Annotated in this window: 27 protein-coding genes; 15 read left to right on the plus strand and 12 right to left on the minus strand. The window is 57.2% G+C overall.

The genetic code is table 11. From position 1 onward, the window contains the following. Positions 1–2 precede the first annotated feature (2 nt). From ACEQFP_RS05025 to ACEQFP_RS05050, 6 genes are all read right to left on the minus strand, one after another. The gene (locus tag ACEQFP_RS05025) at positions 3–857 is read right to left on the minus strand and encodes a phosphotransferase (protein ID WP_035598595.1); all 855 of its coding nucleotides are present in this window, start codon (positions 855–857) and stop codon (positions 3–5) included. Beyond that, positions 847–1437 carry a penicillin-binding protein activator LpoB gene (gene lpoB, locus ACEQFP_RS05030; protein ID WP_005285470.1) on the minus strand — a complete coding sequence of 197 codons (591 nt, stop codon included), beginning with the start codon at positions 1435–1437 and terminating at the stop codon, positions 847–849. Before lpoB ends, ACEQFP_RS05025 begins: the two co-directional genes overlap by 11 nt. A gap of 21 nt (positions 1438–1458) precedes the next feature. Further along, positions 1459–1830, minus strand: a complete 372-nt coding sequence (locus ACEQFP_RS05035; protein ID WP_005293429.1) for a YcfL family protein — start codon at positions 1828–1830, stop codon at positions 1459–1461. 51 nt (positions 1831–1881) lie between these two features. Beyond that, on the minus strand, positions 1882–2232 hold the full coding sequence (hinT, locus tag ACEQFP_RS05040) for a purine nucleoside phosphoramidase (protein WP_005285467.1): 351 nt from the start codon (positions 2230–2232) through the stop codon (positions 1882–1884). 425 nt (positions 2233–2657) lie between these two features. Then, complete coding sequence (locus ACEQFP_RS05045) at positions 2658–3197, minus strand: Spy/CpxP family protein refolding chaperone (RefSeq protein WP_005285463.1); 540 nt, start codon at positions 3195–3197, stop codon at positions 2658–2660. A gap of 769 nt (positions 3198–3966) precedes the next feature. Next, positions 3967–4470 carry a Spy/CpxP family protein refolding chaperone gene (locus ACEQFP_RS05050; RefSeq protein WP_005285458.1) on the minus strand — a complete coding sequence of 168 codons (504 nt, stop codon included), beginning with the start codon at positions 4468–4470 and terminating at the stop codon, positions 3967–3969. Between the two features lie 422 nt (positions 4471–4892). Here ACEQFP_RS05050 and kduI point away from each other — a divergent pair, with 422 nt between their 5' ends. The 5 genes from kduI (at position 4893) to ACEQFP_RS05075 (ending at position 10188) form a co-directional block, all read left to right on the plus strand. Beyond that, on the plus strand, positions 4893–5729 hold the full coding sequence (gene kduI / locus ACEQFP_RS05055) for a 5-dehydro-4-deoxy-D-glucuronate isomerase (RefSeq protein ID WP_035600602.1): 837 nt from the start codon (positions 4893–4895) through the stop codon (positions 5727–5729). A gap of 65 nt (positions 5730–5794) precedes the next feature. Then, on the plus strand, positions 5795–6556 hold the full coding sequence (kduD, locus tag ACEQFP_RS05060; protein ID WP_005285454.1) for a 2-dehydro-3-deoxy-D-gluconate 5-dehydrogenase KduD: 762 nt from the start codon (positions 5795–5797) through the stop codon (positions 6554–6556). A 329-nt stretch (positions 6557–6885) separates the two neighbouring features. Continuing rightward, positions 6886–7137 (plus strand): hypothetical protein, encoded by a 252-nt coding sequence (locus tag ACEQFP_RS05065; protein WP_005285451.1) that lies wholly within the window; start codon positions 6886–6888, stop codon positions 7135–7137. 611 nt (positions 7138–7748) lie between these two features. Beyond that, a complete protein-coding gene (locus ACEQFP_RS05070; RefSeq protein WP_005285449.1) occupies positions 7749–8918 on the plus strand; it encodes a YadA C-terminal domain-containing protein in 1170 nt (389 codons plus the stop codon). 751 nt (positions 8919–9669) lie between these two features. Beyond that, positions 9670–10188: an NUDIX hydrolase gene (locus ACEQFP_RS05075; RefSeq protein ID WP_279509490.1), complete on the plus strand. Its 519-nt coding sequence runs from the start codon at positions 9670–9672 to the stop codon at positions 10186–10188. A 40-nt stretch (positions 10189–10228) separates the two neighbouring features. On the opposite strand, the gene ACEQFP_RS05080 is transcribed toward ACEQFP_RS05075, so the two are convergent. Continuing rightward, entirely contained in the window at positions 10229–10921 is a 693-nt protein-coding gene (locus tag ACEQFP_RS05080) for an aspartate/glutamate racemase family protein (RefSeq protein ID WP_005293417.1), read from the minus strand. A 228-nt stretch (positions 10922–11149) separates the two neighbouring features. Here ACEQFP_RS05080 and ACEQFP_RS05085 point away from each other — a divergent pair, with 228 nt between their 5' ends. Then, on the plus strand, positions 11150–11500 hold the full coding sequence (locus tag ACEQFP_RS05085) for a hypothetical protein (RefSeq protein WP_005285441.1): 351 nt from the start codon (positions 11150–11152) through the stop codon (positions 11498–11500). 59 nt (positions 11501–11559) lie between these two features. Here ACEQFP_RS05085 and ACEQFP_RS05090 read toward each other — a convergent pair whose 3' ends face one another. Continuing rightward, positions 11560–11760 carry a DUF2767 family protein gene (locus tag ACEQFP_RS05090; protein WP_005285439.1) on the minus strand — a complete coding sequence of 67 codons (201 nt, stop codon included), beginning with the start codon at positions 11758–11760 and terminating at the stop codon, positions 11560–11562. A 260-nt stretch (positions 11761–12020) separates the two neighbouring features. On the opposite strand from ACEQFP_RS05090, the gene ACEQFP_RS05095 reads away from it, so the two are divergent. Both ACEQFP_RS05095 and ACEQFP_RS05100 read left to right on the plus strand, forming a co-directional pair. Beyond that, the gene (locus tag ACEQFP_RS05095; protein ID WP_005285437.1) at positions 12021–12455 is read left to right on the plus strand and encodes a universal stress protein; all 435 of its coding nucleotides are present in this window, start codon (positions 12021–12023) and stop codon (positions 12453–12455) included. A 209-nt stretch (positions 12456–12664) separates the two neighbouring features. Continuing rightward, positions 12665–12847, plus strand: coding sequence for a GhoT/OrtT family toxin (locus tag ACEQFP_RS05100; protein ID WP_370546781.1), 183 nt, complete (start codon positions 12665–12667; stop codon positions 12845–12847). On the opposite strand, the gene mrdA is transcribed toward ACEQFP_RS05100, so the two are convergent. Then, entirely contained in the window at positions 12788–14821 is a 2034-nt protein-coding gene (gene mrdA / locus ACEQFP_RS05105; RefSeq protein ID WP_035600611.1) for a penicillin-binding protein 2, read from the minus strand. The two genes, ACEQFP_RS05100 and mrdA, sit on opposite strands and share 60 nt — an antisense overlap. A gap of 215 nt (positions 14822–15036) precedes the next feature. After that, the gene (locus ACEQFP_RS05110) at positions 15037–15402 is read right to left on the minus strand and encodes a DUF805 domain-containing protein (protein ID WP_370547553.1); all 366 of its coding nucleotides are present in this window, start codon (positions 15400–15402) and stop codon (positions 15037–15039) included. Between the two features lie 340 nt (positions 15403–15742). On the opposite strand from ACEQFP_RS05110, the gene ACEQFP_RS05115 reads away from it, so the two are divergent. The 5 genes from ACEQFP_RS05115 to ACEQFP_RS05135 are packed head-to-tail and all read left to right on the plus strand — an operon-like array spanning position 15743 to position 20507. Beyond that, positions 15743–17329: an ABC transporter substrate-binding protein gene (locus ACEQFP_RS05115; protein WP_047059987.1), complete on the plus strand. Its 1587-nt coding sequence runs from the start codon at positions 15743–15745 to the stop codon at positions 17327–17329. After that, a complete protein-coding gene (locus ACEQFP_RS05120) occupies positions 17329–18303 on the plus strand; it encodes an ABC transporter permease (RefSeq protein WP_005285421.1) in 975 nt (324 codons plus the stop codon). The genes ACEQFP_RS05115 and ACEQFP_RS05120 overlap by 1 nt, the downstream gene beginning before the upstream one ends. Continuing rightward, on the plus strand, positions 18293–19105 hold the full coding sequence (locus ACEQFP_RS05125; protein WP_005285419.1) for an ABC transporter permease: 813 nt from the start codon (positions 18293–18295) through the stop codon (positions 19103–19105). The genes ACEQFP_RS05120 and ACEQFP_RS05125 overlap by 11 nt, the downstream gene beginning before the upstream one ends. Beyond that, a complete protein-coding gene (locus tag ACEQFP_RS05130) occupies positions 19099–19893 on the plus strand; it encodes an ATP-binding cassette domain-containing protein (RefSeq protein ID WP_005285417.1) in 795 nt (264 codons plus the stop codon). The genes ACEQFP_RS05125 and ACEQFP_RS05130 overlap by 7 nt, the downstream gene beginning before the upstream one ends. Next, positions 19887–20507: an ATP-binding cassette domain-containing protein gene (locus ACEQFP_RS05135; protein ID WP_279509487.1), complete on the plus strand. Its 621-nt coding sequence runs from the start codon at positions 19887–19889 to the stop codon at positions 20505–20507. The genes ACEQFP_RS05130 and ACEQFP_RS05135 overlap by 7 nt, the downstream gene beginning before the upstream one ends. Before the next feature lie 98 nt (positions 20508–20605). On the opposite strand, the gene ACEQFP_RS05140 is transcribed toward ACEQFP_RS05135, so the two are convergent. After that, positions 20606–21889, minus strand: a complete 1284-nt coding sequence (locus tag ACEQFP_RS05140; protein WP_005285414.1) for a hypothetical protein — start codon at positions 21887–21889, stop codon at positions 20606–20608. A gap of 400 nt (positions 21890–22289) precedes the next feature. Next, positions 22290–22946 (minus strand): transglycosylase SLT domain-containing protein, encoded by a 657-nt coding sequence (locus ACEQFP_RS05145; protein WP_005293401.1) that lies wholly within the window; start codon positions 22944–22946, stop codon positions 22290–22292. 164 nt (positions 22947–23110) lie between these two features. Between ACEQFP_RS05145 and ghoS the strand changes: the two genes are divergently transcribed. Together ghoS and ACEQFP_RS05155 are read left to right on the plus strand one after the other, a co-directional pair. Beyond that, on the plus strand, positions 23111–23440 hold the full coding sequence (ghoS, locus tag ACEQFP_RS05150; RefSeq protein WP_005285410.1) for a type V toxin-antitoxin system endoribonuclease antitoxin GhoS: 330 nt from the start codon (positions 23111–23113) through the stop codon (positions 23438–23440). A gap of 87 nt (positions 23441–23527) precedes the next feature. After that, the gene (locus tag ACEQFP_RS05155; protein WP_005285408.1) at positions 23528–24400 is read left to right on the plus strand and encodes a fructosamine kinase family protein; all 873 of its coding nucleotides are present in this window, start codon (positions 23528–23530) and stop codon (positions 24398–24400) included. Positions 24401–24436: the final 36 nt, after the last annotated feature.

Consider the following 24436-nt stretch of genomic DNA (forward strand, 5'->3'; position numbering starts at 1 on the left):
ACTCATTGGCTTAGATGGTTCAGCAGGGCATCGGCCTGCTGACGATAACTCGGTTGTTGGCTCTGTTGCCAACGCAGTTCGAACCAGAGCCAGGCCATATAATCGACCCAGCCCAACCAGCGTTCGACCTGGCGCGTCAAGCGCTCGGGGGCGGCATAACCGCCGTGGCGACAATAATCGGCGACCAGCGCACGCCGGGCGGCGCGATCTAAGCCATAGTTACGGCTCAAGGCGGCCAGATCCAACGCGATATCGCCGCTGGCGGCATATTCCCAATCGATCAGCCGTAGCCCCTGCGCCGTCTCGATCAGATTACCGTCATGGATATCCATATGCAGCATGGTCAACTTCAGTGGGCGCGGCTCTCGACGACGCTGCCAGCGCCGATGGATCCGCTGAGCCTGAAAGGTACGCCGCGCCGGCGCGAGACTATCCCAATAACCGGCGCAATAACGGCGCAACGTACGCAACGGCAGACGCGGAGGTAAACGGTGTAAATCGACCAGCAAGGACACCAGGCGCGCACTGGGCGGCGATCCCGCCGCCAGCGGTTGACCTGCCAACCAGTCGGCCAGTAACCAGCCGTCCAACACACCCTGACAGCCGGGACCTAACGCCGCCGCCGTGGCCAGGCGTAACGCCTGGCACTCATAACGCCGATCGATGCCTAACTGACGCCGCTGCATCGTACTGGGACGCAATAAAAAAGTGACACCGTCACTATTCTTTGCCCGCCAGTTAACGCCACTCAGGCCGCTGATCCGGTCAAATTGCCAATCATCGGCAAGCGTATCCGCGAAACGGCGGGCCAACAGCGCGCGTAACTCGGCTTCTGGAAGCGGAGACTCAGAGTGCAACAGGAGCCTTCCCAGACCAGATGATCTCGCCACTCTGTACCAGCATCAGCTGCATCGCTAAGTGAGGAGACTGAATATTGCCACTGACGGTGGTGTACAGCACATACTGCGCGTTCACCAGTCGCGCCAGGCTAATCGCCTTGCTACGCGATCCCAGACGATCGTTCGGCGACAATCCCAAACTCTGTTGCGCCTGCGCCAATTGCGCGGCAGAGACTAACTGAAAACGGCTCGCGCCAGACAGCGCGCTGCGCAACACCTCGCTAGCATTCGCCATACTCAGCTGGCCATTGGTCTTGTTCTGTACGCCATCGACCAGCAGCACCGCGCCAGATTCGATACCCTGCGCATTCAGCATTTGAGCAACCAGGGGCGCAAAGCTGCCCTGCCAGTCGACACTGCTCATTTTAGGCGGCTGCGGCACCGGCGTGACCGCAGGTGGCTGCGGCACTACGCTCGGCTTTGCCGGGGTCGTCGGTGCCGGCGGAGGCGGCGTAACCGGGGCTTCACCACGCGGCAATAACCCCTGACAGCCACTCAACATCAATGCAGCCAGCGTGACACCCATTATTTTTTTCATCGTGTTCAATCCTGTTTATCCTCAACGATAGAGGTACAACCGCACCTGGCGTGCTTGGGGATCTCGGCTGAATGAGGTCACAGTGACCCGCTCACCGGCACGCAGCGTCATCTGCCGAGGAGGCTGAGCGGAACTCAACTCTAGCCCTCGGCTATCATACCAATAGAAGCGATAGTGCAGCGCCAACGCAGCGCCCCCCTCACCATCACCATAACTGACTTGCGCCTCGGCTTGGCGCCCCACCCCATACGCCACCACCGTGGGTGCACTGGCGGTAACGCCCGCCGTCAGTAACGCCGGTTCCATCACCAGACGCTGCTCGGCGTTGATCGGAATACGCGCAGACGAGCGACATCCCGCCAGCACCAGCGGCGACAGTAATATGAGCGCCATCCATTTTGCCTTTCCTGTCATACCGCCCCCTGCCAGCGCGCGTATCGCGGATTAATGTGCCAGCAATGGCCCCAACGGACGGCCGCCAAGCAGGTGCATGTGAATGTGGAACACCTCTTGCCCGGCATGGCGATTACAGTTGATCACCAGACGATAGCCATCGTCGGCGATCCCTTCCTGCTGTGCAATTTTAGCCGCGACGCTGATCATACGCCCCAGTGCGGCCTCATCCTCCGGCTGCACATCGTTCACGGTCGGGATCAGCTTATTGGGCACGATCAGCACGTGGCTCGGCGCCTGTGGAGAGATGTCACGGAAGGCCGTCACCAGATCGTCCTGATACACCACATCGGCGGGAATTTCCCCGCGAATAATCTTGCTAAAAATGGTCTCTTCAGCCATGGCGGATGTCCTTGATTGAGATAGTGATAAAGGTAGTTTTGCACCCCGAAGCGAGTCGCTTAATTCCCCTAGGCGCCGCTGGCGTGGATAATTAAGCGACTCAGCATGCAGTATGAGTAGAGCGCGCTCGGCTTTCAAGCCTGAGAGGAGCGGAACGACGTAACTGGCGGATTTTCCGACGATAGGTATTGGCTTGGCTTGGCTTGGCTTGGCTTGGCTTGGCTTGGCTTGGCTTGGCTTGGCTTGGCTTGGCTTGGCAAGCGACAGCGTACGCCGCAGAGAGACAATCAGTGAAGTGTGACGCGCCCAGGCAGTCGGGGCAAGGGGAAACAGAAACGCAGACGCGGCGCATCACACACCGCGTCCACTTCAGACGCCCACCCACAGCGAGGCAAAACGTCTGGGCGAAGAAAAAGCCTAACGGATTACTGCTGTGACTGCCCCATCTTACCTTGACGCTCCATCATCACCTGAACCCGCTTCTCAAAGTTCTGGTTTACCTGTTGCTTCTGTGCCGGCGTCAACAGGCTATAAATCTGATGCTCCATCTTCATTCGCTCGACGGCGACATCGTTACGCGCCTTATTGTTGGCCTCGATGTGGGCACGCGCCGCCGCCTCGTCAAACTTCTCGCTGGTGATCAGTTGCTGCATCTGCTTGAAGTTATCCATCATCTGCGGCATCGGATGTGCCTTATGGAACTGCTGACGAATGTCGCGGATCTGCTGACGCTGTTCCGGCGTCAACTGGATACCGGCCAGCATCCCCATGCCGCCAGCATGACGATTGCCTTTCTTCTGCATAACCCCATTCTGATGATTCATATCCTGGTGATGCATCATCCCCATCCCGTTGCCATTACCAGCGCCGTTTGCTACAGGCGCGGCGGCCGTATCTGCGGCATTCGCTGCGCCGACGCCCAGAGCCAAAGTAGAAGCAAAAATCATAGCGGTCAGTTTACGCATTAGGAGTTCCTCGATATCAATTTATCTGTTGTGGTTTAGGCTGGCGTTCCGTATGGCGCAATGGCGTCTCGCCAACATTAATCTTGCGCCCTCGACTTGAGGCGCATGTGAGCGCCAGCGACATTCACGAACCCGCGTGGGCGATGACTTCATCGTGTGTCTGGTAATAAATGTAGCCGAAAAGAATTCAATTAATTACATGCTGTGTAAATAACTGAAAGCAGAAATATGCCTAATGACTTGATTATGGATAAATTATGGAGAGAGGATGGCGAATAGATTAATTATGTATAAATTATGGAGAATATATGCAGAAAATATACCCGAAAGAATTAAATAGGAAAAGTATTAATTAATCCAGCAGCAAACGGCCTGTTCGCCCCAGCCCTCCCCGCACAACCGATCTCCTTGATAGTCGACAAAAATATAATAATGAGAATTATTATACACTGAGCTCGGATGCGCGCCATTAAGCCCCTCGGTCGTGCCACCCTGGACGGCGTCAACGCACCATGACCTTGGGTACCCCCGTGATGAGCAATATGCCGAGTGCTAGGCTGCGCTTAAAGTTTATCCCAGTAGGCGTGTAGCTGCAGCCAGTTTGGACAGGGACAGCGCGCAACCAGCGGAGCGTACACGCCGTACGTGAGGGTTATTCACCTCGCACACCCTGCGGGCCACCCTGAAGGGTGTGCAAAACTTGGTTAAGTTTTTCGTGCGCACTGCCCAGGCCAACCTGGCAAATAAAATAGCCTAATGGGATAGGCGCTTAGTCTTGCATCCAACGCTGCATCTGTTGCCAGCCTTGCTCGGCATTCGCGTTAAACGCTTTCTTCTGCTCCGGCGTCAACACATTATACATTTGATGCTCCATCTTTAACCGTTGCAGAATCTGTTTATTGTGGCGCACATTGGCCGCATCCAATTGACTGCGTACGGCATTGTCATCAAACTTATCGCCAGTAATAATCTGTTGTTGCTGTTTAAAATCCTCACCCCATGCTGCGCGATCATTCTCGCCCGCATATTGACGGACAATATCACGCATCTGTTGGCGTTGCGCATCACTGAGATTAAGCCCGCTAAACATCCCCCAATGACGCGGCCCGTGCCCATCACGCCACATCATATTATGGTGATGGTAGCCATACCCCATCATCATGCCACCATCCTGCCAGCAGGGTGGCGTATCGTCATCTGACTGTTGTGCCCAAGCCGATCCCGCGCCCAAGGCCAACGATGCGGCCAGCGCAATAACGGTTAGCTTATTCATTGTGACTCCTTAACTCTCACCCATCGACTGGCGCCTTCGCCACCGGACGAGCACCACCGCGTGGTGCTGCTCTCCGTACGACTCGCGTCTCATAAATTTAGCTTATAACTCAATACATCATACAAGGTAAACATATGTAAATTAATGCAAATCAATTGTGTTCAATGACTCTTACTCTTTTCCAAATGTTTCAATTATCGCCACTATCTGCCGCTTCTTACTGGCGACGCCTGTGACGCCTCGCCAATAAAATGTGATCGCTCACAAGAAATGCAATGATGATTCTAAAAAATCAAAACGGTATTTCATTTTTAATTGAAGCGGCCGAGGGATTGCGTTAGGATCCTGCCATCTGATGACGCCACCGGCTCACGTCTAGCCGTGTGACGCCAGGCATGACTGAGCATAACGAGGTAACAAGCATGGAAGTCCGTCAAAGCATCCACAGCGATCACGCCAAACAGTTAGATACCGCCGGCCTACGCCGGGAGTTCCTCATCGAGACGATCTTCGAAGCCGATCGTTACACCATGGTGTACAGCCATATCGATCGCATTATCGTCGGCGGGATCATGCCGCTGACGCAGTCGGTCACCATCGGTGACGAGGTAGGAAAACAGCTCGGCGTCGACTACTTCTTAGCGCGTCGGGAGCTGGGGGTGATCAACATCGGCGGTCCCGGGCGTATCCTGGTCGATGAGCAGACGTATGAAGTTGGCACGCGCGAAGCCTTGTATGTTGGCAAAGGTGCCCGTACGTTGACATTCAGTAGCCTCGATAGCGCCCATCCGGCTAAGTTCTACTACAACTGTGCCCCGGCACACACCCACTATCCGACGCGTAAAATTACCCAAGCCGAGGTTGCCACGCAGACACTCGGTGATGCCAAGACCAGTAATCGCCGCACCATCAATAAATATATGGTCCCGGAAGTCTTACCGACCTGTCAGCTCTCAATGGGCTTGACAGAGCTGGCCGAGGGCAATCTGTGGAATACCATGCCATGCCATACCCATGAGCGCCGCATGGAGGTCTACTTCTATTTCAACATGGCGCCGGATAGCTGCGTCTTCCACATGATGGGGCAGCCACAGGAAACCCGTCACATCATCATGCATAACGAGCAAGCGGTGATTTCGCCGAGCTGGTCGATCCATTCCGGCGTCGGCACCCAGGCCTATACCTTCATTTGGGGCATGGTCGGCGAGAATCAGGTCTTTGACGACATGGACCACCTCGCCATCGCCGATCTGCGCTAACCCGGTACATTTATTCACCCGCACGTCAGCCGTACGGGCTGGCTATACGATAAAGGACAAGACTCATGATTCTGGATGCATTCTCTCTGCAGGGTAAAGTGGCCATGGTAACCGGATGTGATACCGGGCTGGGGCAAGGTATGGCACTGGGCTTGGCGCAGGCTGGCTGTGACATCGTAGGCGTCAATGTGGTTGAACCGACCGAAACCGCCGAAAAGGTGCGCGCCTTAGGACGGACTTTCGTCAGCTTAACCGCCGATCTGCGTGACCAGGCCGTCATCCCGGATTTGGTCGCCCAGGCCGTCGCTAGCTGTGGCCATATCGACATTTTGGTCAACAATGCCGGCATTATCCGCCGCCAAGATGCAATCGACTTCAGCGAGCGGGATTGGGATGATGTGATGAACCTGAACATCAAGAGCGTCTTCTTCCTCTCTCAGGCCGTCGCTCGCCAGTTTATTGCTCAGGGCCAGGGCGGTAAGATCATCAACATCGCCTCCATGCTCTCCTTCCAGGGCGGTATCCGCGTCCCCTCCTACACCGCCTCGAAGAGTGCCGTCATGGGGGTAACGCGTCTCCTGGCCAACGAGTGGGCTAAACACGGGATTAATGTGAACGCCATCGCCCCCGGCTACATGGCGACCAACAATACCCAACAGCTGCGCAGCGATGAGTCTCGCAACAAAGAGATCCTAGAGCGTATCCCGGCCAACCGTTGGGGCCTGCCGCAAGATCTGATGGGGCCGGTCGTATTCCTGTCATCGCCCGCCTCCGATTACATCAACGGCTATACCCTGGCGGTTGATGGCGGTTGGTTAGCCCGCTAATTTCTCAGCGGAGCCCGCCCTCAGCGGGTTCCGCTCTCCCCGCATACCATTCGCACTTACACCAATTAACGCCATAAAAACCATAGCGACCACTAGGCTGATAACACCACGCAGCATATTGCGCCACATCTCCGCTAATTAGCGAAATCATAAGCATTTCTTATCAAGTGTATCCCTTTATCGCCGACATCAACTACCCACACAAAGATTGATATTGGTCATTATTTATTCAGTGAAGTTTTGCTTCTATGAAAACTCACTTATGTGAGGGTTATCACAATAAATTGCCACTCGGCGCTTGTTTAATTTTTTGCTGTAGGAGAAACGCTATGTCGGTTATTCATACCCGCCTCAATCTATTCGGCGGCGATACACTCATCGTTCGTTGTGCGCATACCTTCTCGGTACACCTCGCCAGCGATGACAACCTCCATCTGCAGCGTCTCGCGCCGGCGGCACCAACTCAGCGCCAGACGACAGGTGAGATCTATCTCAGTATTCCCTTTAGCGGGCTATGGAGTTTAGTCATTGATGCACAGGGCGACAGTGTCGAGCACTCCATTCACTATCTGCCTGCATAGCGGCAACGTTACGCTTCCCCACGACGCTAAAAGAGAGCGAGTTACCTACCGCCAGCCATACCATGGCGCGCAGGATACTCGCCCTCTGTCCATATCTCTCATCACGCTAAAAACAGCCGCACGTCCTCATAGGCGACGGATAAAATATGCTATGCGCTGCCAATAAAATAAATTTACAAATAATTCCAGATGTTACCAATTATTATTGATGAGATAAAAGAGACAAATGAATAAATAACACATCTGGCACTTTTTTATCGCTCTTCGGCGTGCTCTCAGGTTAATTATTTTTAGATAATCTTAAAAAAATACACGCATTAGAATTTTATGCTAAAAATAGCACTTATAGAAATATCTTAATCGATGTTAAGTGAATTTAATCGCAGATAATGCGAGAAATTTCCGATATGGCCACCTGCGACGGGTGTGACGTATATTGCCTAGCAACTCAGGCATCCCCACTGCTTTATCCTTAGCGTAAATTACGCTCGTCAGCGCTTGCCTAAATACATTCAAGAAACTCACCACCTCATAACGTGGTGCGATAAGCCTCTTGCCATTGCGCAATGGGCCGATCTCTTTCACCCTGAATAAATAATTGGCTGCCGATAATGAAAAACCGTCACGTTATTTTATTACTGTCCCTACTTCCCCTCACCTCACCACTCAGCTATGCCGCCAGCGATACCGGCAGTACCTCAGCCAGCTCAGGAAATTACCAGGTGGGTGGTGGCCAAGCCGATGGCCAAAACTCCATTGTCATCGGCAAAGGCTCTCATGCCAGCGCACAATCGCATACCGCAATCGCCATCGGTATCGCGAACACCATCGACGGCAGTGTGAGCGCGACGAGCATTGGCTCCTATAACACAATCCAAAGTGATTCCGATGGTGCCAACGCCATCGGTTGGAAGAGCCAGATCAGTAGCCATAACACCGGCAGCAACGCTATCGGCATCGACAGTCAGATCAAGGACAATTCAGGCGGCAGCAATGCACTCGGCGATACGGCCAGCGTCGGTAGCCATTCAGCGGGTGCCAATGCCATCGGTACTTTTAGCCAGGTCGGCAACAACGCCAGTGCCGCTATCGCGTTAGGTAGCGATGCCAGCGTGGCGGATAACGCGTACCACAGCAGCGCCATCGGCAATCATGCCAGTGTTGCTGCCGATGCCGTCAGCAGCATCGCCCTCGGCGATCACGCCTCTACCAGTGTCAGCCATGCCGTCAGCATCGGCGATCACAGTACAAATCAACGTAGCCAAAGCGTCTCCTTCGGTAATGCACAGCAGAACCGACAACTCACGCATGTTGCCGCCGGGAGTGAGCAGACCGATGCGGTCAACGTCAGTCAATTGCAAAAGGTGCAGCAGGCCGAAAAGAGCGACCATAGCGCCATCGTGCAACATAATTCACACCTGATGCAGCATGATCAGCAGATCGCTGACAACCGCCAGGATATCCATCGCGAGCAGCAGGCGGTCACTCACTGGCAAAACAGCGTCAGCCATCGCCTCGGCGGCATGCAGAATCAAATCGATAATAATCGGCACGAAATTCGACAGATCGCCGCCAAAAACGCCGCCTTAGCCGGACTATTTCAGCCCTATCACGTCGGTAAGTTTAACGCCAGCGCGGCCTTAGGCGGATACAAAGACCAACAGGCGCTAGCCGTTGGGGTCGGTTACCGCTTCAACGAACAGTTTGCGGCCAAAGCCGGAGCGGCCTTTAATGACAACAGCGTCGAATATAATGTTGGCGTGAACTACGAGTTTAACTAAACGCGCGTCTCTCACCCGCCGTACGAACAATCGCACTACCGCTCATGCAAGAGAAGCGAACGCGAGGAGTACGGCCAACAGCATGACATCGCCGACGCATCGCCCCCGATAAGCCATCTCGGGGGCATCATGGCGGCGCAACGACAACTCAGCGAACCAAGCCACGCATGCGTACGGATATCGCGTTTTTATCATAGAGATAGTTAAACGGATCTTGACCGCTATAACCGCCGACAACGGGTTTTACCCTATCCAATATTGGGGATCGCGGACGACTATAATAGGTTCATTAACCCGCCCATCTTTTAGCGCAGAGGCGCCATTACGAGGCAGTGCTGTGTGTTGTGTCAATCCCTCTAAGAGTGAGGCGAATATGACGTGCCCCCCTGGTTTTTATCGGATTCGAGTGATACCGGCTCAGCCGGTCATGACTTTTGACTAAATATTGCAGCAGCGCCAACTTTATATTATGAGGAACAGTGGCAGCATATCCCAACGGTGTCACAACACCTCAGGCAACAAGTAAAGCGACAACACCTCCTCAATAAATTTATCAAAACGGCTCTATTCCTAAATAAATAGCGCGCTATTCCGCCGATCGCTAAGCGGTAAACGAATAAGTGCTGGGAGTAAACACTCATCAAGTCACGGGAAGGCGGATGACACCGTCTGTTAACACTCAGCGCTAGGTTTGTCGGGCTTATTGAGGAATAATCATGACCACAGAAATGAATCATGGTTACTCTGATCAATGCCAATCCACACCCCGACAGCACCCGCCTACACCCTGCGCCATGCCGTACGCGTCATCCTCGTCGATAACCAAGGCGCAATCCTCTTACTCAGTACACGTGATGCGAGTAATCCCGACTTTATTCCCTCATGGGAGTTGCCTGGCGGCGGCGTCCAAGGTGAAGAGAGTCTAACGCAAACGGCGTGCCGAGAGATCTGGGAAGAGACCGGGATCCATCTCGATCCCGCCACATTAAGCAGGCCGCTATGGCGACGCGAGGTCCTTTACCGCTATCGCGGTGAGTATCGACGCCAATTCGAACAGATCTGCCTGGCAACGATCACCCAGTCTGCACCGCCGATCGCGCCCGCAGGCCGGGAGCCCTTTGAGGTCGAGGATCATCTCGCCTACCGCTGGTGGCGCGTGGCTGAACTCGAGACGACGCACGCCACGCTATATCCTAAATCACTCGGTAAACATATCGCCGCGCTGTTAAGCGGCCAATCTGTCGACGAGGCGATTGAAATCTGGCCGTAGTGATATGCGTCCCGCTGGCGCTCGGCAGTGGAGTCATCGCTTAGCTGAGCGCTGCCTCGACAGCGGCGGCGGCATGCAGCGCCGTCGTATCAAAGAGTGGCACGGCACTATCCTCCGGCTGCACCAACAACATGATCTCCGTACAACCGAGGATCACCGCCTCGGCGCCGGCCTGGACCAGACGCGCGATCACCTGGCGATAGGCCGCTCGTGACGACGGGGTGATCTGCCCAGCGACCAATTCATCATAAATAATATGATGGACCGTGGCACGATCGTCCGCCTCGGGCACGATCACCTCCAATCCATGTCGCTCGCGTAACCGCCCCTTATAAAAATCCTGCTCCATGGTAAACGCGGTACCTAGCAGCCCCACCTTACGCAAGCCTGCCGCCTTGATCGCCGCGGCCGTCGGGTCGGCAATATGGATCAATGGGATGGATAGTGCGCTCTCCAGTGCGGGGGCCATACGATGCATCGTATTGGTACAGATCAGTAACACGTCGGCACCGGCACCTTGAAGACGTTGAGCCGCATCGACCATCCGCTCGCTCAGCGTCGACCAATCCCCTTGATGCTGTAAAGCCTCGATCTCGGCAAAATTAAAGGACCACAAGACCACGCTCGCCGAGGCGGTCGGGCCGAGATGCTCGCGTACACCTTGATTGATAATACGGTAATACTCTGCCGAGCTTTCCCAACTCATCCCGCCAAGCAATCCTATCGTTTTCATTCAGCGTTCCCTACTCGATTGATGGTGATCATTATCATTGATGATGGCTGCTGCCATCTCGCTGTCCCATGCCGTACTCAACCTCTCTACGTTACCGTTTTTTTGCCTGAGCTCAATAGCACGTCACACGCCCTCAGTACGCTCTCCCGGCAGACAGAGCATAACACCGCTCTTTACGGCGCCGACGAGGACGAGGTGAGGTGGTAACATCGTGAGTAACACTGCATCATGGAGAATAACGTGGAGAAGCTGGCCGATTATCTATGCCGAGCGCTGGCCGCCGAGTCTGAGTCTGTCACGGCCCCCTGCCAACTACAGCGCCGCACTACCCAGATCGACGAATCCGCCGAGGTGCGATTGACCCTAAGCCAATGGCGTTTTACTAATGGCGTACTACTGCAACAAGAGCAGGAGGCGGAGTTGCTGCCCATCGATGAGGCCGATCATTGCCCCGCCTGCCTGATCCGCTGGCGGGTGCTGGACGACGCCGGTCTCATCATCCAACCGCGCGAGAAGACCTTCCACAACCTCTGTCAACAGGCCTTCTGGCTGAAGATGGCGCGCCAAGACGGAGTATGACGTTCGCGACGCGGCCACGGCGGCGGACGACGTCAGCCAGCGCAGGATGCAGAGGGAGGTTAGAGATCACCGAGGATATCGATCGCCATTTCGGCGATCTGCTGTTGGCGCGTATCCGCCTGCTCTTTCGCCGTCGCCTGATGGGCCTGTAGGTGCGCTAAGATATTGCTGCTATTCACCTCTAAACCATGTTGATGTAGGCGGATCACCGCCAGGCCGATCAACTCACAAGCCTGGTTGAACAAGAGTGTGTCTTTCATTTTACAGCCTCATAATACGATAAGAATACCGCGACTTCCGTTACGTTTGCTACCACGCTTATCTCGCCACCTCACTGGGTGAGAACACCTTATACGCTACCACAGCCACACCTCACTCGACAGCCGCACAGCCACATCGGCTCCGCGGGTATAGCAAGCCATGACTTTATTTTTCCCGATACCGCTAGCAATAAGGAAAACAGACTACACTTAAAGAACGGAGTCATTACTTTACTTTTGCCTAAAAAACAGGAGATTGTATGTACAAGACCATTCTGGTTCCCATCGACCTCAGTGAAGATAACATGTCCAGACTGGTGATCCCGCACGTAGAGCATTTCGCCAAGCAAGAGGACGCCCATATCCACTTCCTCGCCGTGCTGCCGCCACTCAGCAGCTTCTATGGCATGGGATCGTTACCGGTCGGCCACTATCCCTCGGAGAAAGATCGCCTACGTCATGCCGAGGAGGGATTGCGGCAGGTCGCAGCCAGCTTCAACCTGCCGGAAGATCGCGTGCACTGTAGCGTCGCTATCGGTGCGCCTCGCGATCGCATTCTGGAACAGGCGCAGTCAATCGCCGCCGATCTGATCATCGTCGCCTCACATCGCCCCGATATTACCACCTATCTGCTGGGTTCGACGGCGGCCTCGGTGGTACGACACGCCACCAGCGCCGTCCTGGTGATCCGTTAATCCCTCGGGCCTGGCACTCCTTGCTGTCAGGCCTGCTTGCCGCCTGCCCTCAGCGTAACCCATCCCTCTGGTCTACGCCTTCCCCTTGGCGTCGCGGGGAAAATTTGCCATCATAGCCCGACACACAGCTAATGTTCGCTTAGCGGCGCCTGAGTGCGCCGCATTGCGCCGATCGATTGGCGGCGCCATTTATTATTATTAGGTTACACATGCATCCCGAAATATGGGCGTTGATTAAAACGGCCTACTGTATCGGCGTACTCTTTTGTGCGCTGGTGACGTTTTTCGCCTCGCGCGACCCCTCGATCAAGATACGTCTACTCTCAGCCCTCTTAGTCAGCCTGACCTGGCCGATGAGCTTTCCGCTGGTCCTGATCACCTGGCTGTTCTAACTGGCGACCCGCTTGAGACGCCGGGGTAAGCGTAGCCGACGCGTTGGCACGCACGGGAGAAAACGCACTCTTGTCCCTCGGCCCGACGGTAGACGCCGGGGCATTGGTCGTTGCTGTCGTCGTCGTCGAACGAAAGATATAGTCGAGAATGGCACGCGTCACGGGAGCCGCCACCACACCATCGCCGCCGCCATTCTCCAGGATCACCGCCATGGCAATGCGTGGATGGGGATAAGGCGCAAAGACGGTATAGAAGATATGGTCGCGCAAGCGAACCGGGATCATCTTCGCGTTATAGACCTGATTCTGCTTCAGGCCGAAGACTTGCGAAGTCCCCGACTTACCGGCGATCTGGTAGGGGGCCGTGTGGAAATATTTGTAGCCGGTACCATTCGGGTCATTCGCCATACCATACATGCCCCGTTTGACGATATCCCACACCGGCGACGTTGGCGTGGCGATCTGGCGGAAGTGACTCTGGCGATACGGCACGATCTGCTGACCATGCTTCACGGCATACAGCAGATGCGGCGTCACCACCTTGCCGTTATTAATCAAGATCCCGAGCGCCTTCACCATCTGGATCGGCGTAGCCGTCCAGTACCCCTGACCAATGCCGACCGAGACCGTATCGCCCTGGTACCACGGTTTATGGTGAACCCGCAGCTTCCAATCGCGATCGGGCAACACGCCGCGCGCCTCCTCATCTAGATCGATACCCGAAAGCTGACCATAGCCAAACTGGCTCATCCATTGATGGATGCGGTCGATGCCCATTTCGTAGGCGACTTGGTAGAAAAAGGTATCCGCCGACTCCTCGATGGCCTTCACCACATTCAGGATGCCGTGGCCGCTTTTCAGCCAATCACGGTAGCGCCGATGTGTCCCGGGCAACGTCCAGGTCGGCGCGCCAAAGAAGGTGGTCTGCGGGGTGATCACGCCCGCCAGCAAGGCCGCGCTGGCCATGTAGGGCTTGACCGTCGAGGCTGGGGGATAGATACCCTGGGTGACACGGTTAATCAGCGGCAGCGCCGGATTATGCAATAAGGCATTATACGCCTTATAAGAGATGCCATTGACAAAGGGGTTCGGATCATAGCTCGGGCTGGAAACCATGGCCAGGATACCGCCATCGCGCGGATCCATCACCACCACCGCCGCACGCTGCCCCTTCAACTGTTGCTCGATAAAGTGTTGTAATGGTAAATCGAGCGTGAGATAGACGCTGGATCCGGCGTGTGGTGGTTGCTCCTTCAGATAACGGACGATGCGCCCATGACTGTCGACCTCCACCTCCTGGCTACCGGTCTTGCCATGCAGCAATGACTCGTAGTAACGCTCGATACCCTGTTTACCGATGTCATGATCGGCGGAGTAGTTCTCTAGCTGCCCCTCGGCATCGAGTCGTTGCAGATCGTGATCGTTGATCTTCGAGACGTAGCCGACCACGTGAGCCAACTCGGCGCCATAGGGGTAATAACGTTGCTGGTAGGTCGAGAGTTGTACGCCGGGAAAGGCGAACTCGTTGACCGCAAAACGCGATACCTCCCGCTCGCTTAGCCCCTCCTTCAAGGGCACCTCGGCGAAACGCCGGGCATGCTTCATCGCCTGATGAAAGTCGTCGATCTCCTGTGGCGTCAGATCCACCAGCGGCGTCAGCGCCTTGAGCGTTTGCGCCAGATGTGGTGTTTTACCCGGGATCAGGGAGATCTGATACAGGGTTTGATTCTCGACCAACGGTGTACCGTAGCGATCGTAGATCAAGCCCCGCACCGGCGCGACCGGCAGCGTCTTGATATCATTCTCATCGGAACGGGTCTGATATTCGGCATGATCCTGCACCTGAAGGTGATATAGGTTGGCGATCAGCAAGGCAAAACAGAGGATCACCACGACCAACGCTATCAGCGTGCGGCGCAGAAACAGCGCCGACTCGGCACCATGATCACGGATGGCGTCTTTTAACAGATTCATGCAAAGGTGACACGAGCGGCATACACAGGCGACTGCGATACGGCGTAACGGATTGAACTCGGAGTCTAAGGGTACGCAGAAAGTCCAGCACGGCCAACCCGGCGCTTGCTAATCTTCTGGCGGCATTGTTTCAAGATATAACATCTGGCGCAAAGTGTGACGGGCGATGAACAAAGGTTACCGTGAGCGGCGCACGCGACGCCGCTCACGACAGATTACGCGATCCCTTTCGGGTTCGGGCCATACGCGTTACTCCCGCTCTGGCTGTCGGAGAACGTGAAGACCAGCAACACCAACCAACCGATCAACGGGATGAGACCGATCAACACCCACCAACCGGTACGACCGATATCATGCAGGCGGCGCACCAGGACGGCGATGGAGGGAATCAAGACCGCCAGACTATAGACAATGGTCAATACGCCCTCACCATTCTCAAACGTCCAGCCCAAGGCGTTTTGCACCATCGCCAAGACCACCGTGATAATGCAGTTGATCAGCACGAACCACCAATACTCTTTGCGGCGCGCCCGGCCGGAAAATACAAAATAGTTTTTCAGAACCTTCAGATACCAATCCATCATCGTTTCCTTCTTGGCCTGCGAACATACGGCAACATCGTCTTCTCCTTTCTAGTATGGGATTGACTGCACTATTAATCCAGCCAGCGCAAAACGCTTTTTCGCCGCCGTCGTACATTCATTAGCCAAAAAATTCTCCGCCACCCGGCTTGACGTCTGTTTTCTATACACGCGTATGCAGAAGGCTGATAAACTGCATACTTTACCTGTTCTAAATCATGTTTAGCCGGCAGCGGGTTTGTTATAACAAGCGCCGTTGCGTGCGCTCCCTAACGCAGGCATTGCCATGTGGCGACAATGACGTCGCCCAGATGATAAAAAATAACCCTGGGATAGAATAATGATGACAATCGGTCGATTTACCCTCCTTTCCACTGCCCTCACCCTGGCGCTGGCCGCACCGGTGTTCGCCGAACAGCCGGCCACCAACCATACCCTGAAGATGGCCATCGGCGCCGAACCGACTGAGGGTTTCGACCCGATGCTCGGTTGGAGCCACGGCAGCTATTTCCTCCTGCACGCACCGCTATTGCGTCAGAATGCCGACATGAGCTGGGGCGATCTGCTCACGGAACAAGTGACCACCAGCGCGGACGGTAAGACCTGGGTATTAACCTTGAAGCCCGATCTGAAATTCTCTGATGGCTCCGCGCTGACGGCCGAAGACGTCGTCTTTACCTATAATCAGGCGGCGAAAAGCGGTGGCAAGATCGACATGGGTAACTTTCAGCAGGCCCGTGCGTTGGATGATCGCCGCATCGAAATCACCCTGAGCGCGCCGCAGAGCACCTTCGTTAACGTACTCGGCTCCCTGGGGATCGTCCCCAGCGACCATTACAACGCGAAGACCTTCGCCAAACAACCGATCGGGGCGGGCCCGTATCGTCTGGTCAGCTTCCAGCCTGGCCAACAGTTAATCGTCGAGGCTAACCCCTACTACGCCGGCAAGAAAAACGACTTTAACCGTCTGGTGTTCGTCTTCCTCGACGAAGATAACGCCTACGCCGCGGCGCAGAGCGGCCAGCTGGATCTGGTCCGCATCGCTCCCTCCATGGCCGTAGCCCCACAGCAGAAGAATCTGAAGCTCTGGGTACGCGATAGCGTGGAGAACCGTGGCATCGTCTTCCCGATGGTACCGGCCGGGAAAAAAGATGCCGAGGGTAATCCCATCGGCAATGATGTCACCGCCGACGTCGCCATCCGCCGCGCCATCAACTACGCCATTAATCGCCAGCAACTGGCCGATCAACTGATGGAAGGACACGCCATCCCTGCCTATAGTGCGGTACAGGGCTTACCGTGGCAGAACCCAGACATCGCCTTTAAAGACGGCGATCTGGCCAAGGCTAAGGCCATCCTGGATCAGGCCGGTTGGAAAGTCGGGAAAGATGGCATCCGTGAAAAAGCGGGCCAGCAGGCACGCCTGACCCTGTGGTATGCCAGCGGGGATAGCACCCGACGCGATATCGCCGAGGCGGTGCGCGCGATGTTACAACCGCTGGGTATCGCCATTACCCTGAAATCCGGCAGCTGGGAGACCGTCGAACGCCACATGCACGCCAATCCGACCCTGTTCGGCTGGGGGAGCCTGGATCCGATGGAGTTATATCACCACTATAGTGGCAAGGCGGCTGGCGTAGAGTATTACAACCCCGGCTACTACAGTAATCCGGTGGTAGAGCGCCATCTGCAACAGGCGGTGGATGCCCCCGATTGGCGTCAGGCGTTGCCTTTCTGGCAGCAGGTCGAGTGGGACGGGAAACAGGGTGCCGGGGTGCAGGGTGATGCCGCCTGGGCATGGCTGCTCAACATCCAGCACACCTACCTGGCCAATCCGTGCGTCAATCTCGGCAAAGGCGCACCGGAGATCCACGGTAGCTGGTCACTGCTGAATAACCTGGATGACTGGACCTGGACCTGCCGTTAATGATGCGTCTGCTTGCCCCGTTGTTACGGCTGGCTTTACTGTTGGTGCTGGTGGCAGCCGGCACCTTCGTCTTGCTCAGCTTCTCACCGGTCGACCCTATCCGCGCCTACATCGGCAACGATCTGCTGCACGTGCCGCCCGAGCAGTACGCCAAGATCGCCGCGCGCTGGGGGTTAGACCAACCCCTGTGGCAGCGGTTCGGCCACTGGTTCCTGCGCCTGTTACAGGGGGATCTCGGCTACTCGATGCTGTTTAACGCGCCCGTCGCCAGCGTCATCGGCGAACGCTTCGCCACCTCCTTCGCCCTGCTCGCCGGTGCCTGGTTACTCTCCGGCCTGGCCGGTCTCGGCCTGGGCTGCCTGGCGGGGCGCTACCTGAATCGCTGGCCGGATCGTCTGATCTGCCGCCTGAGTTACCTGCTCTCCTCGCTGCCCACCTTCTGGATCGCGCTGCTACTGCTGGCTCTGTTCGCCGTCCAGTGGCCATTGCTGCCGGTCTGTTGCGCCTGGGAGCCGGGCGGCGATGCCGCCAGCGCCAGTTGGGCGGAGCGGCTGCGCCACCTCGTCTTACCGGTATGCGCCCTCAGCTTGTTGGGGATGGGACAGATCACCCTGCATACGCGGGAGAAGATCGCCAGCGTGATGGCCAGCGACTTCGTACGCTTCGCGCGTGCCCAGGGCGATCATGGCTGGTCGCTGTTGCGCAGCCAAGTCTTGCGCCATGCCCTCACCCCGGCATTGTGCCTGCAATTCGCCTCCCTCGGTGAACTGCTCGGCGGCGCACTGCTGGCGGAGAAGGTCTTCGCCTATCCCGGTTTGGGACAGGCGACCATCGACGCCGGATTACGCGGCGACGTTCCCCTCTTGATGGGGATCGTCCTATTCAGTACGCTGCTGGTCTTCAGCGGAAATACCCTGTCGGCCTGGCTAATCCGCCGCATGAACCGCGCACTGGAGCGACCCGATGCTGTATAACCCTGCCCCAACCCTGGCGCGCCTGTTTCTCTCGTCGTCACTCTTACTGTTGATCGCGTGGTACGCCTACAACTCGCTGGATCAGAGCTTGGCGATCGATCTACTGGCGCGTCATCAGCCCCCCAGCGCCAGCCACTGGTTCGGTACCGACAACATGGGGCGCGATCTCTGGCTACGCAGCTTCCAAGGCGCGCTGACCAGCCTACAAATCGGTACCGGTGCGGCGCTATGCAGCGGGGTGATCGCCTTGCTGATGGCGGCCCTCTCCCAGTGGCATCCCCGTCTGGACACGCTGATGCGCTTGCTGACGGATACCCTCCTCTCCCTACCGCATCTGTTGTTGCTGATCCTGATCTGCTTCACGCTGGGGGGAGGCAAGAGCGGGGTGATCATGGCGGTCGCGCTGACTCACTGGCCGCGCCTGGCGCTGATCCTGCGCGCCGAGGCGCAACGGGTGGCGCATAGCGACTATCTGACCCTGGCGCGACGTATCGGCAACGGCCCCCTCTACTGCTGGCGCCATCACTATCTGCCAGCCCTGCTGCCGCAGTGGCTGACCGGCACCCTGCTGATGTTCCCGCACGCCGTGTTACACAGCGCCGCGCTCAGTTTTCTCGGTTTCGGCCTGGCGCCGCACGAACCGTCGCTCGGCCTGTTGTTGGCCGATGCCCTGCGTTTCATCAGCCACGGTAACTGGTGGCTGGTACTGTTCCCCGGCCTGATGCTGCTGACGTTGGTGTTACTGTTCGATCAGTTCGCCCATGCACTACAGCGGCTGTGGCTAAGGAGTGAGACATGTTAAGTTTTCAAGCGATCACCCTGGAGGCGGCCCACTACCGCTGGTACGGCGCGCGGCGCTGGTCGCCGCTACTGCGTGGCATCTCGCTGGATGTCGCCCCCGGCGAGTTGGTGGCACTAGTCGGTGGCAGCGGCGAAGGGAAGAGCCTGCTGTTACAGTGCGCCCTCGATCTGCTGCCCAATAACCTGCGCAGCCACGGCACCCTGAGCCTGGATGGCAAGCCACTCTCCGCCGAGTGTCGCCGCCGCCTACGCGGCCATACCCTGTGCTACGTGCCGCAAGGCGTCTCGGCGCTCAACCCGCTGCTCAACATCGAGCGCCACCTGCAACGCACCCGTCATCTGGCCGGGCAACATTGGGACGTCGAACAGGCCAGCGCCGTGCTACGCCAGAGTCAGCTCGATCCGGCGGTAATGCAGCGTTACCCACGCCAACTCTCCGGCGGCATGGCGAAGCGGGTACTGGCCTGCCATGCCTCTCTCAGCCACGCCCGTTATATATTGGCCGACGAGATCACCGCCTGGCTGGATGAGTCGCTGGCCTGCCAGCTGTTGCAACAGTTGCGGCGACTCTGCGATCAGGGCTGCGGTATCCTGTGGGTCACGCATGATCTGATGCTGGCCGCCCGCTATGCCGATCGCATCGTCGCCCTGCATCAGGGCGAGGTTTGCGACAGCGTCAGCCGGGCGCAATTACAACGCGGGGAGATCAGCGCACGCCTGATGCGACAATGGCAGGCGCTACCCGAGCGCGTCACGCTGTTCCCGACGGCGGAGACGATGCCATGCTGAGTTGTCACGATTTGGCCATTCGGCAAGGTGGAAAATGGCTATGGCAAGGGCTCAATCTCACCCTCCAACCCGGCGAGCGCCTGGGCATCAGCGCGCCGAGCGGCTTCGGTAAGACGACACTCGGGCGGGTACTCGCCGGTTGGCAGAAAGCCGCGGCGGGCCAGGTGCAGCTCGACGGCGCTCCGCTCCCCTCCCGCGGCTATTGCCCGGTGCAACTGGTCCCCCAGCACCCCGAGCTGACCTTTAACCCCTGGCGTACCACCGGTGCCGCCCTGCATGATGCCTGGCGACCCGATGCGCAGATCTTGGCGCGGCTGCATATTCAGCCGCAGTGGCTCCTGCGCAAGCCGGGCCAACTCTCCGGCGGCGAACTGGCGCGTATCGCCCTGCTACGGGCGCTAGATCCGCGCACGCGCTATCTGATCGCCGACGAGATCACCGCCCAGTTAGATCCCGCGATCCAACGCGATATCTGGCATTACCTGCTACAGGAGAGTCAACGCCGGCCGCTCGGGATGATCATCTTCAGCCACCAGCAGGCGCTGTTGCAGCAGATCGCACCACGCATCCTCACCCCGGCGGACGCGACCGTAGCGCCGCCATGCTCGCGGTGACGGCCTGCGCCTCGGATTCCTCCGAACCGCCCCTCGCGCTTGAAAAAACGCCCCCACACGCACAGCGTATGGGGGCGTTTAAGCGAGACGTCAGGCGATTACAGCAGACTGTACACCAACGCGGACAGGGCGATCAGCCCCATCAACAGGATGAAGGGATTACTCGCCGAACGGTACTTGCGCATCGCCGGAATACGGTGAATGGCATACATCGGCAGGATAAACAGGATCACCGCGATCAACGGCCCGCTAATGGTCTCGATGATATGTAACGCGCTCGGGTTCAAGAAGGTCACCAACCAGGTGACCAGGAACAAGACCAGCGCCGCGAGACGGTTAGTCACACGCGCGGAGACCGGACGCCCGACTCCCCGGAACAGGCCATCGATCAAACTGGTCGCCCCCTCCGTCACGCCCAGCGACGTGCCCAGATAAGATTTGGACATCGCCAGGATGGCGATCACCGGTCCCAGATAGGCGATCAGTGGGTTGGAGAAACGGTTCGCCAGGCTGGAGAGCACCGTAATATTCTGCTGGCGGGCCGCCAACATATCCGCATGGGACAGGCTCATCACACAGCTGAACACGAAGAACAGAATGCTGACACAGATCATGATGTAGCTGTAACGCATGATGCGCGCGCAACGGCGCTCCGCCTGCTCACCATACAGCTGACGCTGACTGGAGGCGAAGGAGGAGATGATCGGCGCATGGCTAAAGGAGAACACCATCACCGGTACCGCCAGCCACAGCGAACGCCATAGCGTGGGGTCGGCCAGATCGGTCTGCCCGAGACCGGCAAAGAAACGCCCCGGCTGCCAGTAAGGGATCAGATACAGCGAGATCCCCAACAGGAAAATGATCAGGGGAAACACCAACACCCCCATGGCAGCCACGATGGCCTCCCGTCCGGTACTCAGGATCAGCGCCAACAACGCCACGACGCCGAAGCTGAGCCACAGGCGCGGCGGCGGTGTCACATGAAACTGGTGGATCAGGAAGCTTTCCAAGGCGTTCGCGATGGAGATGCTATAGACCAACACGATGGGAAAGAAGGCCAACAGATACAACACCATGATCCCCTTGCCTGCCAGGGTACCAAAGTGCTCTTCCGCCACATCGGTGATATCACCGTCGCGTCGGCTGCCGGAGAGGACTAGGCGGCACAGCGCCCGGTGCGGTAAGTAGGTCAAGGGGTAGGCCAGCAGCGCCATCAGGATCAATACCAGCGGTCCGTTCAGACCGGCATTGATCGGCAGGAACAGCGTCCCCGCGCCAACGGCGGTGGCATACAGTCCGAACATCCAGACGGTATCGGTTTTATTCCAGCGGGACAGCCGCGGAGTGGCGTTCTGCCCGGCATCAGTAGCAAGTACGGTCATTAATTCTTCATACCTTGGTTATACGGACGATAGGCTCATGCAGACATCCAGTTCTGCCCGAAACACTGCCTCCCGCCCACGCGCGACCATCCGGTGGATGCGGTGTCATCCTAGCGGCACTGACGTGGCAAATGCGGAGGTCATACAGCGGTGAGCAAAGGGTGGCAGAATAACTACGGTGGCAATGATATAAAATTTTGCGCTAAAAGTCACAAAAAGCCTTTTTTATAGCATAAAAAACCGACAATCATCGCTATAAACGAGGTTCCTCTGGGGATCGCCAGGACAGTCTCAGAGGGGGCGTGAGCAGCGCATCGCCTGCGAGCAGCGAGGGAGGAGAGATGACTGTGGTTAGCCTACAACCAAACCGGGGCTAACCACAGTCAGGACCAAGCCTGAATCAACGCGCCATCGCCAGATAGGCGTTGTTGACCTTCCAGAGGTAACGCGGCGCCTGGGCGGCCGGATGCTTCTTACGAATATACTGGCAGAACTGCTCCGGCGTCATGCGGTTGATCTTGGCGATCGCCACATCCCGGTCACGGGCGAAGGTACGCAACATGGCGCCCGCCCCGTTGGCATACGCGACAATCATCGCATAACGCATGGTTTCGGGATTGGTGATCCCGGCCAATTGCTGGTTCTTCAGGATATTCAAATAGGCGGTACCCAGATCGATATTCACCGCCGGATCTTTCAGTTCACGGGTGGTCGGCTGTCCATAGCGCCCTTTCTTACGGTAAGCGTCGCGACCGGCGGTCGAGGCCTTCAACTGCATCAGGCCGATGGCATTGGAGCGACTCACCGCGCGGGGATTCCCGCCCGACTCTACCTGGATAATCGCCTTGATCAAGGTTTCATCCACGTTATAGGTATTGGCCGCGCTGCGAATATAGCTGGCAAACTCGCTGTCGTCTGCCAGATCCATATCGGCCGAATCCCGTAAAAATCCACCGCTATGCTGATTAAGCGTTACCTTGGCTGGTGTTGACGTGTGCTGCTTGGCGCATCCCGCCAGCAGCAATACCGCCAACAGACAACCGAGTCGAATCTTCACCGTTACGGCACCTCTTATACAGGGTTAATAATTAGGTTGGTGAATGGTGCCAGAAAAAAAAGGGGCATGGCTAGCTGATTTTTACGCTTTGTTGCGCCTTTCACCTTTTTACACACATTTTTAGTCTATTCTTGTGAAGATTCGCCGATCTGCTGAGGTATACCATGAGCCAATCCAATTTTGCCTGCTATATCGTCAGATTAATGGGTTTGCCCGACGACGAGGCGGCCCGCGCCGGCTTACGGCAGGCATTGCAGCAGGCCGGTTTCGCCACGACCGTCGCCGATGCCGATGGCATCCCCCATCGCCTGGCGGCCGATACTTACGCCTTGACCAGCGTGCAGGCGCAGTCCGATGTCGAACGCCTGGCCCAGGCCCTGGGGCAACAGGCGCTGGGGCAATGCCTCACCGTCGAGGCATTACCGCGTGATGAGTATTTCACCGCTCGGCGCTTAGCGCGCGCCGAGGCACGCAACGCTCCCCAACACGACTAAGTACGCGACACAGCATCCGGTTTCCAAGGCCGTGCCGACAGGCGGCGCGGTCGTTTCGTCTCTCCGCCAACGTCGAGGGGGTAAACCATGTGGCAAGCCGTAAGCCGTCTATTAAGCAGCCATTTCAACGAGACCTTCACCCTGCAAGAGCGTCTTGAGCTCCCCGGCGGGACGGTACACCGTGCCTGGCGGATCAGCGATGGGCAGCGCAACGTCTTCATCAAATGCGACACCCCCGACTTCTTACACAGCTTCCAGGCAGAGGCCGATCAGTTGGCGCTGCTGGCGCGGAGCGCGACGGTGCGTACCCCCCAGGTATATGGCGTCGGCAGCACCCGAGACGCCAGCTTCTTACTGTTGGAATACTTGCCGGTGCGTCCGTTGGATGCGCATCATGCTTACCTGCTCGGCCAACAGCTGGCACGGCTACACCGTTGGGGTGAACAGCCACAGTTTGGTTTCGACACCGACAACTTGCTGGCCACCTCCCCGCAACCCAATACCTGGCAACGGCGCTGGTCGACCTTCTTCGCCGAACAGCGCATCGGCTGGCAGCTACAGTTGGCGGCGGAAAAGGGCATCACCTTTGGTGACATCGACCAGATCGTCGAGCGCGTACGAAGCGGCCTGCAAGAGCATCAGCCACAACCGGCGTTGCTGCACGGCGACCTGTGGCCAGACAACATGGGGCTCAGCCCGGCGGGCCCGGTGATCTTCGATCCCGCCTGTTATTGGGGCGATCGCGAATGCGATCTGGCGCTGTTACCCCTCTATCCGCAACTCCCCGCACAGATCTACGACGGTTATCAGAGCGTCTGGCCACTCCCGAAAGACTTTATTGCGCGCCAGCCGCTCTACCAGCTCTATCACCGCCTCAACCACTGCAATCTGTTCGCCGGTCCTCACCTGGCGCTGGCGGGCAAAGCCATCGATACGCTTATGCACAGCGACGCGAGCTAATCCGCGCATCCCCCGCGACGGTCAGGCGCTCATGCC

The sequence above is a fragment of the Edwardsiella sp. A.80236 genome (assembly GCF_044540725.1).
Classification (GTDB): domain Bacteria; phylum Pseudomonadota; class Gammaproteobacteria; order Enterobacterales; family Enterobacteriaceae; genus Edwardsiella; species Edwardsiella tarda.

What these genes read in the sequence shown, in the direction of transcription:
- ACEQFP_RS05045 (WP_005285463.1), bottom strand. Translation starts at nt 3,197, where the DNA reads ATGCGTAAACTGACCGCTATGATTTTTGCTTCTACTTTGGCTCTGGGC.
- ACEQFP_RS05140 (WP_005285414.1), bottom strand. Translation starts at nt 21,889, where the DNA reads ATGACCGTACTTGCTACTGATGCCGGGCAGAACGCCACTCCGCGGCTG.
- ACEQFP_RS05050 (WP_005285458.1), bottom strand. Translation starts at nt 4,470, where the DNA reads ATGAATAAGCTAACCGTTATTGCGCTGGCCGCATCGTTGGCCTTGGGC.
- ACEQFP_RS05080 (WP_005293417.1), bottom strand. Translation starts at nt 10,921, where the DNA reads ATGAAAACGATAGGATTGCTTGGCGGGATGAGTTGGGAAAGCTCGGCA.
- ghoS (WP_005285410.1), top strand. Translation starts at nt 23,111, where the DNA reads ATGAGCCAATCCAATTTTGCCTGCTATATCGTCAGATTAATGGGTTTG.
- ACEQFP_RS05090 (WP_005285439.1), bottom strand. Translation starts at nt 11,760, where the DNA reads ATGAAAGACACACTCTTGTTCAACCAGGCTTGTGAGTTGATCGGCCTG.
- ACEQFP_RS05070 (WP_005285449.1), top strand. Translation starts at nt 7,749, where the DNA reads ATGAAAAACCGTCACGTTATTTTATTACTGTCCCTACTTCCCCTCACC.
- ACEQFP_RS05110 (WP_370547553.1), bottom strand. Translation starts at nt 15,402, where the DNA reads ATGGATTGGTATCTGAAGGTTCTGAAAAACTATTTTGTATTTTCCGGC.
- ACEQFP_RS05125 (WP_005285419.1), top strand. Translation starts at nt 18,293, where the DNA reads ATGCTGTATAACCCTGCCCCAACCCTGGCGCGCCTGTTTCTCTCGTCG.
- mrdA (WP_035600611.1), bottom strand. Translation starts at nt 14,821, where the DNA reads ATGAATCTGTTAAAAGACGCCATCCGTGATCATGGTGCCGAGTCGGCG.
- ACEQFP_RS05065 (WP_005285451.1), top strand. Translation starts at nt 6,886, where the DNA reads ATGTCGGTTATTCATACCCGCCTCAATCTATTCGGCGGCGATACACTC.
- ACEQFP_RS05035 (WP_005293429.1), bottom strand. Translation starts at nt 1,830, where the DNA reads ATGGCGCTCATATTACTGTCGCCGCTGGTGCTGGCGGGATGTCGCTCG.
- kduD (WP_005285454.1), top strand. Translation starts at nt 5,795, where the DNA reads ATGATTCTGGATGCATTCTCTCTGCAGGGTAAAGTGGCCATGGTAACC.
- ACEQFP_RS05155 (WP_005285408.1), top strand. Translation starts at nt 23,528, where the DNA reads ATGTGGCAAGCCGTAAGCCGTCTATTAAGCAGCCATTTCAACGAGACC.
- ACEQFP_RS05095 (WP_005285437.1), top strand. Translation starts at nt 12,021, where the DNA reads ATGTACAAGACCATTCTGGTTCCCATCGACCTCAGTGAAGATAACATG.
- kduI (WP_035600602.1), top strand. Translation starts at nt 4,893, where the DNA reads ATGGAAGTCCGTCAAAGCATCCACAGCGATCACGCCAAACAGTTAGAT.
- hinT (WP_005285467.1), bottom strand. Translation starts at nt 2,232, where the DNA reads ATGGCTGAAGAGACCATTTTTAGCAAGATTATTCGCGGGGAAATTCCC.
- ACEQFP_RS05130 (WP_005285417.1), top strand. Translation starts at nt 19,099, where the DNA reads ATGTTAAGTTTTCAAGCGATCACCCTGGAGGCGGCCCACTACCGCTGG.
- ACEQFP_RS05115 (WP_047059987.1), top strand. Translation starts at nt 15,743, where the DNA reads ATGATGACAATCGGTCGATTTACCCTCCTTTCCACTGCCCTCACCCTG.
- ACEQFP_RS05120 (WP_005285421.1), top strand. Translation starts at nt 17,329, where the DNA reads ATGATGCGTCTGCTTGCCCCGTTGTTACGGCTGGCTTTACTGTTGGTG.
- ACEQFP_RS05100 (WP_370546781.1), top strand. Translation starts at nt 12,665, where the DNA reads ATGCATCCCGAAATATGGGCGTTGATTAAAACGGCCTACTGTATCGGC.
- ACEQFP_RS05085 (WP_005285441.1), top strand. Translation starts at nt 11,150, where the DNA reads ATGGAGAATAACGTGGAGAAGCTGGCCGATTATCTATGCCGAGCGCTG.
- ACEQFP_RS05075 (WP_279509490.1), top strand. Translation starts at nt 9,670, where the DNA reads ATGCCAATCCACACCCCGACAGCACCCGCCTACACCCTGCGCCATGCC.
- lpoB (WP_005285470.1), bottom strand. Translation starts at nt 1,437, where the DNA reads ATGAAAAAAATAATGGGTGTCACGCTGGCTGCATTGATGTTGAGTGGC.
- ACEQFP_RS05135 (WP_279509487.1), top strand. Translation starts at nt 19,887, where the DNA reads ATGCTGAGTTGTCACGATTTGGCCATTCGGCAAGGTGGAAAATGGCTA.